This window comes from Mesorhizobium sp. ESP-6-4 (genome assembly GCF_020164735.1).
Lineage (GTDB): Bacteria > Pseudomonadota > Alphaproteobacteria > Rhizobiales > Rhizobiaceae > Mesorhizobium.
Window position 1 is genome coordinate 280,921 of record NZ_JAIUGS010000003.1, and the last position, 15,191, is coordinate 296,111.

Below are 15,191 nucleotides of genomic sequence, written 5' to 3' on the forward strand. Positions count from 1 at the left end.
CCGTCTCAGCGCAGCGACCTGATCACCTCCATCACGTCAGGTTCCGCCTTCTCGCCATCGAAGGCGTCGACCACGCCGAAGGCGCCGCCATAGCTCCACACCGACCATGAAAAGCCATGCGCCTCGGCGCGGACGATCATGTCGCGCACATAGGCTGCGCGATATACAGTCGGCATGACGAAGCTGTTGCCGTATTCCTTGCGGATCATGCCGAATTCACCGAGCGTGATGTCCTGCGGCTTGATCCCGTTGGCCTTCGCCCAGGCGTCGACCGTCGCGAACGGCGCATCCATCACGCCGCGCAGCTTTTCGGAGCTGTCCATCGTCGCCACCTGCTCGTCGAGATAGCTAAGCAGGCCGCTTTGCCGCGCCCAGGGCGCCTCGGCCCTGATCCGGTCGCGGATCGCGTCCAGCGCCATGTCGAGTTGCGCCTTCGGGACAGCCGTCAACGGATAGGGCAGGCCGGTGACATAGGGGATGAAGTCGCCGGCCCAGCTTGCGCCCTGATGCGTCAAAAGGAACGGGTCGTAGGAATGGAAGGTCCAGATGATGTTGTCATCGGCGATCGTCTTGGGGTCGATCCTGGCCAGCGACTCTGCGTTCGAATAGCAGCCGCCGCTCAGCACCAGCGTGAGCCTGGTGGCGGAGGCGCGCGCGGCGGCGAACAACTGCTTCTGGCGATCGGGCCAAAGGTTGGTGCCGTTCGCCTCACAATCGGCCATCGGCTCGTTCATCAGTTCCAGCGCGACAAGCTTCGGATCCTCCTTGGCCAGCGTCCGCGCCATCTTGCGCACCAGCTCGGCATAGGCATCGAAGACGGCCGGGTTATGCATCACCTCGCTCATGCCGATCTTGCGGTTGCCCCCGGCGGGAATCAGATGCAGGTCGACGATCACCTTCAGGCCGGCACGGTTGATCATGCGCGCGGAGGCCAGCACGCTGGCATAGAGGTCGTCGCGAAGGGCCGTGGTGCGGTCCGAAAGAAAGGGCGAGGGATCGACCGGCATGCGCAGGAAATCGAGACCGGCACCCTTGAGCGCCTTGAGGTCGCCCTCCTTGAGGAATTTGCGCCACTCCGGATAAGGCAGGATCGCCTGGCGCTCGCCCCATCTATCCTCGACCGGCCAGGTGATCCACTGGTCGAGATTGAGGCCGCGCTTCATCGAGAAAGTCGCCGCTGCGGCGGGCAACGCCAATGGGCCAAGCGCAAGCAGCGCCGCCATCAAGGCCTTGATCATCGTGCCCAACAGTGCCATCCCGTTCCCGCGCGAAAACAGTGCGTGTCGCCCAAAAGTGTGCAGCGGTTTGGGACAACGACACGCACAGAAAAATGCCTAGAGTCCGAGGGCTTTAGGTGCCTGTTCGGGCCTGAAAAGGAAAGCGCGATGGACGATCATGGTGAATCGGCGGCGCTCGGCGCCGGGCTTTCCGGCGCGCTGACGGATTTCGGCCACCGGCTGATGGCGAGGGTCTACTATGCCGACACCGATTTCTCCGGCGTCGTCTATCATGCGCGCTATCTCGAATTCCTCGAACGCGGCCGCTCCGACTATCTGAGACTGACCGGCGTCCACCACACCGAACTCCTGGACGGCAAGCATGGTGAGCGCATCGTCTGGGTGGTGCGGCGCATGGAGATCGACTTCCGTTCGCCGGCGCGTATGGACGATATCCTCACCATCGACACGCGCACCGACGATATTTCCGGCGCCCGCATCTTCATGGGCCAGCAATTGAAGCGTGGCGGCGATGTGCTGGTCGAGGCCAAGGTCGAAGCGGCGATCGTCGGCGAAAGCGGCCGGCCAAAGCGTTTCCCAAAGGAATGGATCGCGGCTTTCATGCCGAAGGCAAAAGCCTGAAGCTTCCACCCGAGGCCCATCTTGAAGGCTTCAACCGGACGGCTCCGGTTGCCGGCCGCCCCAGCCATGCGCGGCAATGCGTCGCGCCTGATCCCCTAACCCATCCTTAACCATAACGGTTCATGAAGGAATTGGCGAAGATTGGCGCAATCCGTGCGCCTTCCTTTCACCAATATTTGCCTCGAAAAGGCCGCGAAACGGTGCATTCGGGGCTATCCGCAAGCTTCTAGCTTCGCGCGATCGGACCAAAGGAATGCCCATGGGCCAGCCGCCAGCGATGCCCGGAAAATCTTAAGGACGTAAGTCATGGAAAATATCGCACTCGCCGAACCGGGCGCGCATCTGTCGCTCTGGGCCCTATTCATGCAGGCCGGCTGGGTGGTCAAGCTGGTCATGATCGGCCTGCTCTGCGCCTCGATCTGGACCTGGGCGATCATCATCGACAAGCTCGTCGCCTATAGCCGCATGCGGCTGGCGCTCAACCGCTTCGAGCAGGTGTTCTGGTCGGGCCAGTCGCTGGAGGATCTCTACCGCACGCTGGCCGATCGCAAGACCACGGGGATGGGCGCGATCTTCGTCGCTGCCATGCGCGAATGGAAGAAGAGTTTCGAAAAGGGCGCGAAATCGGCGCTGGCGCTGCAGACCCGCATCGACAAGGCGATGGACCTGGCGCTGACGCGCGAGATGGAGAAGCTGGAGGGTCGGCTCGGCTTCCTCGCCACCACCGGCTCGGCCGCACCCTTCATCGGGCTGTTCGGCACCGTCATCGGCATCATGACGTCGTTCCAGGCGATCGCCGCCTCGAAGAACACCAGCCTTTCGGTGGTGGCACCCGGTATCGCCGAGGCGCTGCTCGCCACCGCGATCGGCCTGCTCGCGGCCATTCCCGCGGTCATCGCCTACAACAAGCTGTCATCGGACGCGAACAAGATCGGCATGCGCATGGAAGGCTTCGCGGACGAGTTCTCCGCCATACTCTCGCGCCAAATCGATGAAAAAGTAGCGCAGAAGGGCTGAGGATCGATCATGGGGATGTCTGCTGCAGGCGCAAGTGGCTCGGGGCGAGGCGGACGCGGCCATAGGCGGCGCGGCCGTCACCATGCCCTGATGTCCGAGATCAACGTCACGCCGATGGTCGATGTGATGCTGGTGCTGTTGATCATCTTCATGGTCGCGGCGCCGCTGCTCACCGTCGGGGTTCCGATCGACCTGCCGGACACGCAGGCCAAGGCGATGAATGTCGACACGCAGCCGATCACCGTCTCGATTGACTCGACGGGCAAGATTTTCCTGCAGGAGACCGAGATCCCGATCGAGGAGCTGGTAGCCAAGCTGCAGGCGATCTCGAAGACCGGTTACGACGAACGCATCTTCATCCGCGGCGACAAGTCGACCGACTACGGCACGGCAATGAAGGTGATGGCCCGCATTTCGGCGGCCGGCTACAAGAATATCGGCCTGGTCTCGCTGCAGGAACAGGATCAGTAGACGCCAAATGCGGACCGGCCTCACCTCATCGGTGATCTTGCATACGGTGGCGCTGGCCTTCGGGCTGTTCACGCTGTCGTCGCCACCTGCAATGCCCGCGGCCGACGTGGAGTCGGTGGCGGTCGACATCGTGCCTATGGAAGCCGTGCCGCAGACGCTGCAAGGTGACAAGAAGTCGGTGATGCATGAAAAACCGGCGCCGCTGCCGACCAAGCGGCCGGACGTCGTGCCCAATGCACAGAAGGTCGGCGAGAACACCGTCGATACCGACAAGCCGGTGACGGACGAAGCCAAGCCGAAGCCGGTCGAGAAGACGGCGGCGCCGCCGCCCGCGCCGACGCCGACCGAGAAGCCGGCGGTCGAGGACGTGCCGAAGCCGCAGGAAAAGCCGAAGCCGACCCCGGCGACGGAAGTTGCGCCGACGCCGACGCCGAAGGAAGAGGTCAAGCCCGAGCCGGTCAAGCAGACGGAGCCCAAGCCGACGCCGGCCAAGCAGCCGACACCGACGCCGCCGAAGGACACGACCGCCGCTATTTCGAAGGACGAGGTGAAGCCCGACGCCGTCGCCGAGGCGATCGCCCAGCAGCAACCCACCGACGAGGCCAAGCTTCCGGACTCCGCGCCTGCGCCGGAAGCGCGGCCGAAGCCGCAGCCGGCCCAGGCCGAAAGCGCCAAGGCGCCGGACCGCAAGGACGCCGACAAGCCGGTGAAGGAAGCGTCTTCCAAGCCGAAGTCGGACGACAAGCAGTTCAATGCCGATGAGATTTCCGCCCTGCTGGACAAGCAGAAGCCGTCCGGCGGCGGCGCGAAGCGCTCGACGCAGCAGGCCTCGCTCGGCGGCGAAAAGGACCAGGGCCAGAAGCTGTCGAAGTCGGAGGAAGGGGCCCTGCGCGATCAGCTTGCGGGTTGCTGGACCTTCCCGGCGGGCATGGAAGCCTCGGACGATCTCATCGCCGTGATCTCGTTCAATCTCGACGCCTCAGGCAAGCTGGACGGCCGGCCTGTCGTCGAGAAATCGAGCGGAAACCGCCAGGTCGACGAAAGCGCGGTGCGCGCTATCCAGAAATGCAACATGGCCGGCCTGCAGGTTCCTCCCGGAAAACAGGACATCTGGGCGCAGATCAAGGTCACTTTCGATCCGAGGGAAATGCTTGGCCTCTGAGGCCTGCCCTCCGCACAATCAGCGAAGAGAAGCGAGAAGATATGAAATTCACCCTCAAGCCGCTCCTGATGGTCGCGACAATTGCACTGGGTTCTATCGTTGGCGCCGCCGCGCCGGCATGGGCTCTCGTCGAGATCAACGTCAACAAGGGCAATGTCGAACCGCTACCGATCGCCATCACGGATTTTCAGTCGAATGATGCGCTGGGCGCGCAGATCACCGAGATCGTCACCGCCGACCTGAAGCGCTCCGGCCTGTTCGCGCCGATCGACAAGAGCGCGTTCATCGAAAAGATTTCCGGTCCGGACGCCACGCCGCGCTTCGACGACTGGAAGGTGATCAACGCGCAGGCGCTGGTCACCGGCAGCGTCGGCAAGGAAGCCGACGGCCGCATCCGCGCCCAGTACCGGTTGTGGGATACTTTTGCGGGCCAGCAGATGGCGGGCGAGCAGTTCTTCGCCAACGACGCCAACACCAGGCGCGTCGCCCATATCATCGCCGACGCCATCTATGAGCGGATCACCGGCGAAAAGGGCTATTTCGACACGCGCGTGGTCTTCGTCGACGAGTCCGGCGCCAAGAACGCCCGCAAGAAGCGGCTCGCCATCATGGACCAGGACGGCGCCAATATACGCTACCTGTCGGACGGCCGCGCGATCGTTCTGACGCCGCGTTTTTCGCCGAACCGGCAGGAAATCACCTACATGTCCTATGAAAGCGGGCAGCCGAAGGTCTATCTGCTGCAGATCGAGACCGGACAGCGCGAACTGGTGGGCAACTTCCCCGGCATGACGTTCGCACCGCGCTTCTCGCCCGACGGCCAGAAGGTGATCATGAGCCTGCTGCGCGACGACGGCAACTCCAACATTTTCGCCATGGATCTGAGGAGCCGCTCGACGACGCGGCTCACCGATTCGACCGCGATCGACACTTCTCCCTCCTATTCGCCGGACGGCTCGCAGATCGTCTTCACCTCCGACCGCGGCGGCGGCAGCGGCCGTTCGCAGATCTATGTCATGGGCGCGGACGGCTCAAATCCGCACCGCATCTCGTTCGGCGACGGCGTCTATTCGACGCCCGTCTGGTCGCCGCGCGGCGATCTCATAGCTTTCACCAAGCAGAGCGGCGGCGAGTTCCAGATCGGCGTCATGAAGACCGACGGCTCGGGCGAGCGCATCCTGTCCTCCGGCTTCCAGCAGGAGGGTCCGACCTGGGCGCCGAACGGCCGCGTGCTGATGTTCTTCCGCGACTCCGCCGGTGGCCCCAAGCTGGTCTCGGTCGATCTCACCGGCCGCAACGAGCAGCAGATTCCGACGGCGAACTATGCTTCGGACCCGGCTTGGTCGCCGTTGCTTGAGTGAGGGGGGCGGGGAACTGAGGAATTGAAGAATTGAAGAATGGAGAAAGAGGGTAGCTACATCAAGCGCGCGAAGGATCTGGAGGTCTATAGGCGTGCTTATGCAGTTTCCCTCGAGGTCCATAGAGCCACACTCGTTTTCCCGAAAATCGAGCAATACGCGCTGGCTGACCAAATGCGTCGATCCAGCAAGGCGATCTGCGCCAATCTGGCTGAGGGCTTCGCCAAACAGACCCATTCCAGGCCCGAATTCGCGCGGTTCATCTCGATGGCTCTGGGATCGTGCAGCGAAATGGAAACGTGGATTTCTTACGCGTTTGATCTTGGCTACATCACGCAGCGGCAACGCGACGAATGGCTGCAAGCCTATGCCCACATCTATGGAATGCTGGTGAATCTAAGGGAGAGATTGAAGTGACCCTTTTCGCCAATTCTTCAATTCCTCAATTCTTCAATTCCCCTTTTTCACAACCCGGTCGCGTTTTGGCCGCATTTCCGCCTAGGGTCCGCGCGCAGTGTCGCCCCTTCGTAAAGCGCGGGGCAAGCAGTCGCGGACGGCGGCTCGAAACCAAAAATTAACCGTGTTTCTTGAATGCCGGTTAACCCAAACGTGGTTACTGGGTGATCAACGAAATCACTCATATGCGAAGGAGAGGCGGCATGGGCCGTATCGCAGCACTTACCAGAAACCCAGCGATGATCGCTCTCGTGATGGCGCTCGCCATTACCGGTTGCGCCTCGAAGAAGACCCCGAACAGCGCGGCCGATCTCGGCCTCAACGGTGCCGGCGCCGCCACGCCCGGTTCGGCGCAGGACTTCACCGTCAACATCGGCGACCGCATCTTCTTCGACACCGATTCCTCGTCGATCCGCGCCGACGCACAGACCACGCTGGCCCGCCAGGCGCAGTGGCTGAACCAGTACCGCCAGTATGCGATCGTCATCGAAGGCCATGCTGACGAGCGCGGCACGCGTGAGTACAATCTGGCGCTGGGCGCCCGCCGCGCCGCCGCCACCCGCGACTTCCTTGTCTCCAAGGGCGTCTCCGCCGGCCGCCTGAAGACGATCTCTTACGGCAAGGAGCGTCCGGTCGCGGTCTGCGACGACATCTCCTGCTGGTCGCAGAACCGCCGCGCCGTCACCACGCTTTCCGGCGCCGGCTCCTGACGCATGATACCGAAGATCGGGATCGATTTTCGGTAACGGCGCTCGGCGTCCCAGGCGACAAAAATACAACATCCAAAAAATGAAAGGCGGCCTCAGGGCCGCCTTTTTCCTTTGCAAGAAACCGAAACAAAATTTGGCCGAAGTCTCGCGTCCTGCTATGAGCGCGAGGGCGCTTCCTCCCCTTGTTTGATTTGGAAAGGCGCATCAGGCCAACACCCACCGCGAGAGACAGAATGCACTTCAGAACGGTCCTGAGCGGCACGCTTGCGCTGCTGCTCGTATCATGCCTCCCAAGCCTTGCTGCGCCGGCCGACAGCGCCGGGCCGGCGCCCGACAGCGGGTTCACCTTCCGTCTGCCTACGCTCGGCATCTTCGGCGACAAGAAGAAGCCGGAACAGGCGCAGGTCGCGCAACAGGAGGGCGGCGCCGGCGTGACTGGTCTGGAAGACCAACTGCGCCAGCTGAACGGCAAGATCGAGGAGATGAATTTCCAGATCCTGCAGATGCAGGAACAGATCCGCAAGCAGCAGGAAGACAATGAGTTCCGTTTCCAGCAGCTGGAGGGCCAAGGAGGCGCCAAGCCGGCCGGGCAGAAGAAATCGGAAGCCGCGCCCCAGGACAATAACGGCAACACCAATCTCGGCGATGCCGGCACCGGTCAATCCGGCACCGGCGACGCCGGAGCCGACAATAGCGTCGCCCAGGCCCCGGCGACGCAGGCGCCGGCCGGCACCGGCGCGCAAAACGGCGGCAAAAGCGTTGGCGACGTCATCGTGGAATCGCAGACCGGCGATCCCGGCAAGCTGATCACCGGCGCGCCGCCGAAGAATTTCGGCACCATCACCGTCGACAAGAACGGCAACGTGGTCAATGCCGAGACCGGCCCGCAGGCCAGCGCGCCGGCGGAAGCTCCCGCGGCCACGGCAAACGCTCCTTCCGCCGAAACGCCGGCCAAGAAGAGCAAGTCCGGCGGCACCGAAGTGGCGGCACTGCCGTCGACCAACAATCCCGACGAGCTCTATCGCAATTCCTACCAATTCATCCTGTCGGGCGATTATCCGACCGCCGAGCAGGGTTTTCGCGACCATATTTCCCGCTTCCCCAAGGACGCCAAGGCGGCTGATGCGCATTACTGGCTAGGCGAGTCGCTGCTCGGGCAGCAGAAATACCGCGACGCGGCCGAAGTCTTCCTCGCCGCCAGCAAGGACTATCCGAAGGCGAAGAAGGCGCCCGACATGCTGCTCAAGCTCGGCGTTTCGCTGGTCGGCCTGAAGCAGAACGACGTCGCCTGCGCCACCTTCAGTGAAATCGGCAAGCGCTATCCCGATGTTTCCGGCGCCCTCAAGGAACGCATCAAGCAGGAAAGGGCCCTGGCGTCGTGCTGACGCCCGACAGCAAACCTGACCTTTTGGACTGCCTTTTCTCCGACCTGGATCTTTCGACCGGCGCCATTGCTGCCGTGTCCGGCGGCAGCGACTCGACCGCCCTTCTCCTTCTCCTCAAAGATCACCTCGACCGGACGGCATCGGCCGCCAGGCTGCTCGCGGTGACCATCGATCATGGCCTGAGGCCGGACTCGGCCACTGAGGCGCGGCTCGTTCAACGCTTCTGCGCCGAGCGCGGCATCGCGCATCGCATTCTTGCCTGGCGCGGCGACAAGCCCGCGACCGGTCTGGCGGCCGCCGCGCGCGAGGCGCGCTACCGGCTGCTTGCCGAAGCTGCCGGCGCCGAAGGCATCAAGCTGGTCCTGACCGGCCATACCGCCGACGACCAGGCCGAGACGGTGCTGATGCGGCAGGCGCGCGACGATGAGGGCCGGGGCCTCGCCGGCATGGCGCCCGCCACGCTGTTCGACTGGCGGACATGGATCGTCCGGCCGCTGCTTGGCACAAGGCGCGCGGCACTGCGCGAGATGCTGCGGGCTCGCGACATCGGCTGGATCGAGGATCCGACCAATGCCGATGCCCGCTTCGAGCGGCCGCGCGTGCGGGCGAAGCTCGCGCAGGGCGACGGCGAACAGCGTATCGCGCAGGCGCTGGCACGGGCGGCCCAGGCGGCTCTCGAGCGCCGGGAAATCGGCCGCCGCGCCGCCATGCTCATCGACGCCTTTGCCGCCAGGCCGGTTCCGGGCCTCATCCGCCTCGATCGCAAGTTTGCCGGACATGAGGATGGCCAAGCCGCCATCCATGCGCTGCGTATCCTGTTGGCCACCATCGGCGGCGTCTCGTTTCTCGCCGACGAGACGCGCTGCGCTGCGCTGCATTCGCGCCTGCGGTCCGCTTCCTTTCGCGCCACATTGTCGCGGACGGTTGTCGATGCGCGACGAACCGGCATTTTCCTTCGCCGCGAGAACCGCGATCTGCCTGCCGCCGCGCCACCGCAGCACAACCGGCTCTGGGACAATCGGCGGCGCATCACTTTGAAAGACGGGCCTGGCGACTTGGTGATCGCGCCGCTGGGGGCGGCCGCCGCCGGGAAAGCGCCCTTGAGCGAGGATATCCCGCCGAGCCTTTCGCGCGCCGCGCTTGCCGCGGAGCCTGCGCTGTGGTCCGCCGGCGAATGCCTTGATTTTGCGGGCGGCAATGCCGGCTCGCGATCGGTCTCGATCGCTCCGGCGGTGGCTCCTTTCGCGCGCTTCCTGCCGTCATTCGACATCGAGCCCGCCGCCGCCGCGGCGGCCCTGGTCGGCGCGCCGCCGTTGCCGGCACCGCCATTCCGCCGCCATGATGGTGGTTGAGGGTGGGCGAAAGCTTAACCGATACGTGCTGTTCTGCTTGGCAAGGGGGGGCGCTCTCCCTATGTTAGGCCCAAGCTAATCCATTATCGCGGGTCCGCGCGCGGACGCCAACGGGACAATAGATGAATCCGAATTATCGCAACCTCGCGCTCTGGGCGATCATAGCGGTCCTGCTCATAGCCCTGTTCAATCTTTTCCAGACGCCGCAGACGCGCGGCGCCACCACGGATATCGCCTATTCCCAGTTCCTGCAGGACGTCGCGTCGGGCCGGGTCAAAAGCGTGACCATCGCCGGCGCCCGCATCTTCGGCAACTACACGGACAACGCCAACGGCTTCCAGACCTATTCGCCCGGCGACCCGTCACTGGTCTCCAGGCTGCAGGACAAAAACGTCACCATCACCGCAAAGCCCGAGACCGACGGCTCCAATTCGCTGTTCGGCTATCTGATCTCGTGGTTGCCGATGATCCTGATCCTCGGCGTGTGGATATTCTTCATGCGCCAGATGCAATCGGGCTCCGGCCGCGCCATGGGCTTCGGCAAGTCGAAGGCCAAGCTTTTGACCGAGGCGCATGGCCGCGTCACCTTCCAGGACGTCGCCGGCGTCGACGAGGCCAAGGAGGATCTCGAAGAGATCGTCGAGTTCCTGCGCGATCCGCAGAAGTTCCAGCGCCTCGGCGGCAAGATCCCGCGCGGCGTGCTCCTGGTCGGCCCGCCCGGCACCGGCAAGACGCTGCTCGCCCGCTCGGTTGCCGGTGAAGCCAACGTGCCGTTCTTCACCATTTCCGGCTCGGACTTCGTCGAGATGTTCGTCGGCGTCGGCGCAAGCCGCGTGCGCGACATGTTCGACCAGGCCAAGAAGAACGCGCCCTGCATCATCTTCATCGACGAAATCGACGCGGTCGGCCGCCATCGCGGCGCCGGGCTCGGCGGCGGCAATGACGAACGCGAGCAGACGCTGAACCAGCTGCTGGTCGAGATGGACGGTTTCGAGTCCAACGAGAGCATCATCCTCATCGCCGCCACCAACCGGCCCGACGTGCTCGACCCGGCGCTGCTGAGGCCCGGCCGTTTCGACCGCCAGGTCGTGGTGCCGAACCCCGACATCGTCGGCCGCGAGAAGATCCTCAAGGTGCATGTGCGCAACGTGCCGCTGGCGCCCAATGTCGACCTCAAGGTGGTTGCGCGCGGCACCCCGGGCTTTTCCGGCGCCGATCTGATGAACCTCGTCAACGAATCCGCGCTGATGGCGGCGCGCCGCAACAAGCGGCTCGTCACCATGGCCGAGTTCGAGGACGCCAAGGACAAGATCATGATGGGCGCCGAGCGCCGCTCGTCGGCTATGACGCAGGCCGAGAAGGAGCTGACCGCCTATCACGAGGCCGGGCACGCGATCCTGGCGCTCAACGTGCCGTCGGCCGATCCGCTGCACAAGGCAACCATCATCCCGCGCGGCCGCGCGCTCGGCATGGTCATGCAGTTGCCGGAAGGCGACCGCTATTCGATGAGCTACAAGTACATGATCTCGCGGCTTGCGATCATGATGGGCGGCCGCGTCGCCGAAGAGTTCAAGTTCGGCAAGGAGAACATCACGTCGGGCGCCTCCTCCGATATCGAGCAGGCGACCAAGCTGGCGCGCGCCATGGTCACGCGCTGGGGCTTCTCCGACAAGCTCGGCCACGTCGCCTATGGCGACAACCAGGAAGAGGTCTTCCTCGGCCATTCGGTGGCGCGCACCCAGAACATCTCGGAAGAGACGGCGCAGATCATCGACGCGGAGGTGCGGCGCCTGATCGACGATGCCTATTCGACCGCCAAGACCATCCTGACCAAGAAGAAGAAGGAATGGATCGCGCTCGCCGAAGGACTGCTCGAATACGAGACGCTGTCCGGCGACGAGATCAAGCAGCTGATCGCGGGCAACAAGCCCGCCCGCGACCTCGGCGACGACACCCCGCCCAGCCGCGGCTCGGCCGTGCCGAAGGCCGGCACCGGCGGCCGCCGCAAGAAAGGCCCCGAGCCCGAAGGCGGCATGGAGCCGCAGCCGTCAAGCTGAGGTGGTGCGCGAAAGACTGATCGAGAAACGCCGCGGCTTGCTTCGCGGCGTTTTTGTTTGCATTGGAGACAAGGCAAGGCTTCCCTCGTCCTGGCGCGTAGATATCGCCCAACAGCAGATCCCAGATACTCCCGAGGATGATGGCTCAACGGCTGCGGGAAAAACGGTGAACCGCTTTATCCGCCGTATTTGATTTTTATGATTCAACTTTCAGCCGCGCATTGCAGAGGCTGTAGTAACCGCCGCCCTTCTGGATCCAGCGAAGGCCGTTCAACGCCCGATAGGTCTCGCTGCATTCCTTCATTGTCAGCGCGCTCGCAGGTGAGGCGTTCCAAGCGACCAATGCCGTCACAGCCAACGTCGCCAATTTCAAACTGAACATTGAGACCCTCCTGATTGATGATAAGTTGGACATCTTTTGTATACTGTTTGTTCTCTATATGTTCAACCGGAATCTTTGCGAGCTCCCGACAAAACCTGGCGATGGGCAGTGTGGGCAAATTGACGATGCCGACAGTCCCGCCATATGCAGATGCGAGCAAGGCAGCGGGCGTCTTCGCCTGCAACAAAAGGCCCGCGCATCTTGCGACGCGCGGGCCTTTTCCCTTCGAATAATTAGGCGATCAGCTCTTCAGCTTGGCGTTGCAGAGGCTGTAGAAGCCGCCGCCTTTCTGGATCCACTTCAGGCCGTTCAGCGTGTTGGCATCCTTGTTGGCATAGTACTGCTCGAGGCAGGTATGCATGCGGCCCTTGGCCGGGGTCTCGTTGGCGAATTTCGGCGAGATGGCGGCCGGGAAAGTGACGCCCTTCGGAGCGGTCACAGTCGGCTTGGCCGGTTCCTTCGTGAAAGTCGCCTCAGTCGGCGCAGGCACGGTGTCGTCATCGTCGGCACCTGCGCCGCATTCGGCCTTGCGGAAGTCGTTCCACTTCATGCCGTTCAGCTTGTTGGCGGTCTTCGCAGCCTGGTACTTGGTGCTGCATTCGGCCATGGTCAGGCCCTTGCCGCCATCGGCAGCGGCGGTCGAGGTCTTGGTCGTCGTGGCGGTTTTGGTGGCGGGGGCGGTGGCAGCCGCAGCGGTTGCGCCAGGGCCGCACTCGGCCTTGCGGAAGTCGTTCCACTTCATGCCGTTGAGCGTGCCGGCGGATTTTGCAGCCTGGTATTTGGTGCTGCACTCCTTGGAGCTCAGGCCCTTGGCCGCGTCGTCGGCAGCGGCGGCCGCCTTCGTCTTCTTGGCGGGCTTGGTGTCGGCGGCCTTCGTATCGGTCGCGGCCTTGGTGTCGGTCGCGGCCTTGGTGTCGGTCGCGGTGGCGTCGCTGCCGCACTGGGCCTTGCGGAACTGGTTCCAGGTCTGGCCGGCGAGCGTTCCCGCATCCTTGGCCGCGTTATACTTGGTGCTGCACTCGGCCATGGTCAGCGCGTTGGCCGGCGCCGCCAGGAACAAGGTTGCGACGGCGATACCCGTCAAAGCTGCAAGTCTATGAATAAGCATGGCGTTTTCTCCCTTGCTGCCGCCAATAAGTGTCCCTATGCCAAATCAATAGCTCTCAATGTCCGGTTGCGCCAGATGCTTCCGGCACAGGCGCTCTCACAAAGTGTGTTATTCGCGATAAGGTGATGAATTGCCTGCCGGTTTGCCGCCAGCCAGGCTTTGCCGGGAACAGGGCGCCGACAAGCCTCGCACCGGCAGGTATAGCGCCGCCACGTCAAAGGTGGTGACAGGCTGTCGAATCGCTTGCATCGCCCGCTACAATGTTTTTCTAAGAATTGGTAATATACAATCACGAAATTTGATGATCGGATGCGGCCCAATCTGTGGCAAAACGGGCGGCTGAAAAACCGACGGGGACTTGAGACACATGGCAGGTCAGTATTTCGGCACCGACGGTATCCGCGGACGCGCCAACAAATTTCCGATGACGGCCGAGGTCGCCATGCGCGTCGGCATGGCCGCCGGGCTCTCCTTCCAGCGCGGCAATCATCGACACCGTGTCGTGCTCGGCAAGGACACGCGGCTTTCCGGCTACATGATCGAGAACGCCATGGTGGCGGGCCTGTGCGCCGCCGGGATGGACGTGTTCCTGCTCGGCCCAATACCGACGCCCGCCGTCGCCATGCTGGTGCGCTCGCTGCGCGCCGACATCGGCGTGATGATCTCGGCCTCGCACAATCCTTACTACGACAACGGCATCAAGCTGTTCGGTCCCGACGGCTACAAGCTTTCCGACGAGATCGAGGAACGCATCGAAGGCATGCTCGACAAGGATATCGAGCTGGCGCTCGCCGATTCCGACGGGCTCGGCCGCGCCAAGCGCGTCGACGGCGTGCATGACCGCTATATCGAATTCGCCAAGCGCACGCTGCCGCGCTCAATGTCGCTTTCTGGGCTGAGGATCGTCGTCGACTGCGCCAACGGCGCGTCCTACAAGGTGGCGCCCGAGGCGCTGTGGGAGCTCGGCGCCGAGGTGGTGGCGATCAATGTCGAGCCGAACGGCTTCAACATCAACAAGGAGTGCGGCTCGACCCATCCGGCCGGCCTGCAGAAGAAGGTGCACGAGGTGCGCGCCGATATCGGCATCGCGCTCGACGGCGATGCCGACCGGGTGGTGATCGTCGACGAGAACGGCACCATCGTCGACGGCGACCAGATCATGGCCTTGATCGCCGAGTCCTGGCACCAGAGCGGGCGGTTGGCCGGCGGCGGCGTCGTCTCCACCGTAATGTCCAATCTCGGGCTGGAACGCTTTCTTGGCGACATGAAGCTGCAGCTGCACCGCACCAAGGTCGGCGACCGCTATGTGGTCGAGCACATGCGCGCGCATGGCTTGAATGTCGGCGGCGAGCAGTCCGGCCATATCGTGCTGTCCGATTTCTCGACCACCGGCGACGGCCTGGTCTCGGCGCTGCAGGTGCTGGCCTGCATCAAGCGGCAGAACCGGCCGGTCAGCGAATTGTCGAAGAAGTTTGAGCCGGTGCCGCAGCTTCTGAAGAATGTCCGCATCTCCGGCGGCAAGCCGCTGGAGGAAGCTCCGGTCAAGGCGGCCATCGAGGATGCGCGCAACCGGCTTGGCAAAGCCGGCCGCCTGGTGATCCGTCCCTCCGGCACCGAGCCGCTCATCCGGGTCATGGCCGAGGGCGATGATCCGCAGCTGGTCGAAGCGGTCGTCAACGATATCGTCGGCATCCTGCAGGACACCCGCAGCGCCGCCTGAACGCCGTCCCGCAGTTCCTCTAAATCCGCAAGCCCGCCGCCAGGCGGGCTTTTGGTCGCCGGGCGGGCCGATCGGACAACGACCTACCCTCTAAAATTGTATAGATTCGTGGTTAATCGGTACGGTTAAACGGCTTTTAACCTTTGCAATTCAT

At 63.6% G+C, this 15,191-nt stretch carries 14 protein-coding genes; 11 read left to right on the forward strand and 3 right to left on the reverse strand.

Going from position 1 to position 15,191, the window contains the following annotated elements; genetic code table 11:
• Window positions 1-5 precede the first annotated feature (5 nt).
• A complete protein-coding gene (locus tag LB523_RS08495; protein ID WP_224602210.1) occupies window positions 6-1,256 on the reverse strand; it encodes a glycoside hydrolase family 5 protein in 1,251 nt (416 codons plus the stop codon).
• Between the two features lie 129 nt (window positions 1,257-1,385).
• Between LB523_RS08495 and ybgC the strand changes: the two genes are divergently transcribed.
• The 10 genes from ybgC (at window position 1,386) to ftsH (ending at window position 11,827) form a co-directional block, all read left to right on the forward strand.
• Complete coding sequence (gene ybgC, locus LB523_RS08500) at window positions 1,386-1,859, forward strand: tol-pal system-associated acyl-CoA thioesterase (RefSeq protein ID WP_095767276.1); 474 nt, start codon at window positions 1,386-1,388, stop codon at window positions 1,857-1,859.
• 306 nt (window positions 1,860-2,165) lie between these two features.
• Window positions 2,166-2,876, forward strand: coding sequence for a protein TolQ (tolQ, locus tag LB523_RS08505; protein ID WP_095767277.1), 711 nt, complete (start codon window positions 2,166-2,168; stop codon window positions 2,874-2,876).
• A gap of 9 nt (window positions 2,877-2,885) precedes the next feature.
• Window positions 2,886-3,347, forward strand: coding sequence for a protein TolR (gene tolR, locus LB523_RS08510; protein WP_411909045.1), 462 nt, complete (start codon window positions 2,886-2,888; stop codon window positions 3,345-3,347).
• A gap of 7 nt (window positions 3,348-3,354) precedes the next feature.
• The gene (locus tag LB523_RS08515; RefSeq protein ID WP_224602211.1) at window positions 3,355-4,509 is read left to right on the forward strand and encodes an energy transducer TonB; all 1,155 of its coding nucleotides are present in this window, start codon (window positions 3,355-3,357) and stop codon (window positions 4,507-4,509) included.
• Window positions 4,510-4,577: 68 nt separating this feature from the next.
• A complete protein-coding gene (gene tolB, locus LB523_RS08520; protein ID WP_224528395.1) occupies window positions 4,578-5,870 on the forward strand; it encodes a Tol-Pal system beta propeller repeat protein TolB in 1,293 nt (430 codons plus the stop codon).
• Between the two features lie 36 nt (window positions 5,871-5,906).
• Window positions 5,907-6,284: a four helix bundle protein gene (locus LB523_RS08525; RefSeq protein ID WP_140841666.1), complete on the forward strand. Its 378-nt coding sequence runs from the start codon at window positions 5,907-5,909 to the stop codon at window positions 6,282-6,284.
• A 242-nt stretch (window positions 6,285-6,526) separates the two neighbouring features.
• The gene (gene pal, locus LB523_RS08530) at window positions 6,527-7,033 is read left to right on the forward strand and encodes a peptidoglycan-associated lipoprotein Pal (protein ID WP_095767281.1); all 507 of its coding nucleotides are present in this window, start codon (window positions 6,527-6,529) and stop codon (window positions 7,031-7,033) included.
• Between the two features lie 233 nt (window positions 7,034-7,266).
• On the forward strand, window positions 7,267-8,418 hold the full coding sequence (gene ybgF, locus LB523_RS08535; RefSeq protein WP_224602212.1) for a tol-pal system protein YbgF: 1,152 nt from the start codon (window positions 7,267-7,269) through the stop codon (window positions 8,416-8,418).
• Complete coding sequence (tilS, locus tag LB523_RS08540; RefSeq protein ID WP_224602213.1) at window positions 8,412-9,770, forward strand: tRNA lysidine(34) synthetase TilS; 1,359 nt, start codon at window positions 8,412-8,414, stop codon at window positions 9,768-9,770. The genes ybgF and tilS overlap by 7 nt, the downstream gene beginning before the upstream one ends.
• Before the next feature lie 122 nt (window positions 9,771-9,892).
• Window positions 9,893-11,827 carry an ATP-dependent zinc metalloprotease FtsH gene (ftsH, locus tag LB523_RS08545; protein WP_095767284.1) on the forward strand — a complete coding sequence of 645 codons (1,935 nt, stop codon included), beginning with the start codon at window positions 9,893-9,895 and terminating at the stop codon, window positions 11,825-11,827.
• A 196-nt stretch (window positions 11,828-12,023) separates the two neighbouring features.
• Here the strand turns inward: ftsH and LB523_RS08550 are convergent, their stop codons facing one another.
• Together LB523_RS08550 and LB523_RS08555 are read right to left on the reverse strand one after the other, a co-directional pair.
• Window positions 12,024-12,209, reverse strand: coding sequence for a hypothetical protein (locus LB523_RS08550; protein ID WP_224602417.1), 186 nt, complete (start codon window positions 12,207-12,209; stop codon window positions 12,024-12,026).
• Window positions 12,210-12,450: 241 nt separating this feature from the next.
• Window positions 12,451-13,317: a hypothetical protein gene (locus LB523_RS08555; RefSeq protein WP_224602214.1), complete on the reverse strand. Its 867-nt coding sequence runs from the start codon at window positions 13,315-13,317 to the stop codon at window positions 12,451-12,453.
• 367 nt (window positions 13,318-13,684) lie between these two features.
• Here LB523_RS08555 and glmM point away from each other — a divergent pair, with 367 nt between their 5' ends.
• Window positions 13,685-15,037 (forward strand): phosphoglucosamine mutase, encoded by a 1,353-nt coding sequence (glmM, locus tag LB523_RS08560; RefSeq protein ID WP_140841636.1) that lies wholly within the window; start codon window positions 13,685-13,687, stop codon window positions 15,035-15,037.
• Window positions 15,038-15,191: the final 154 nt, after the last annotated feature.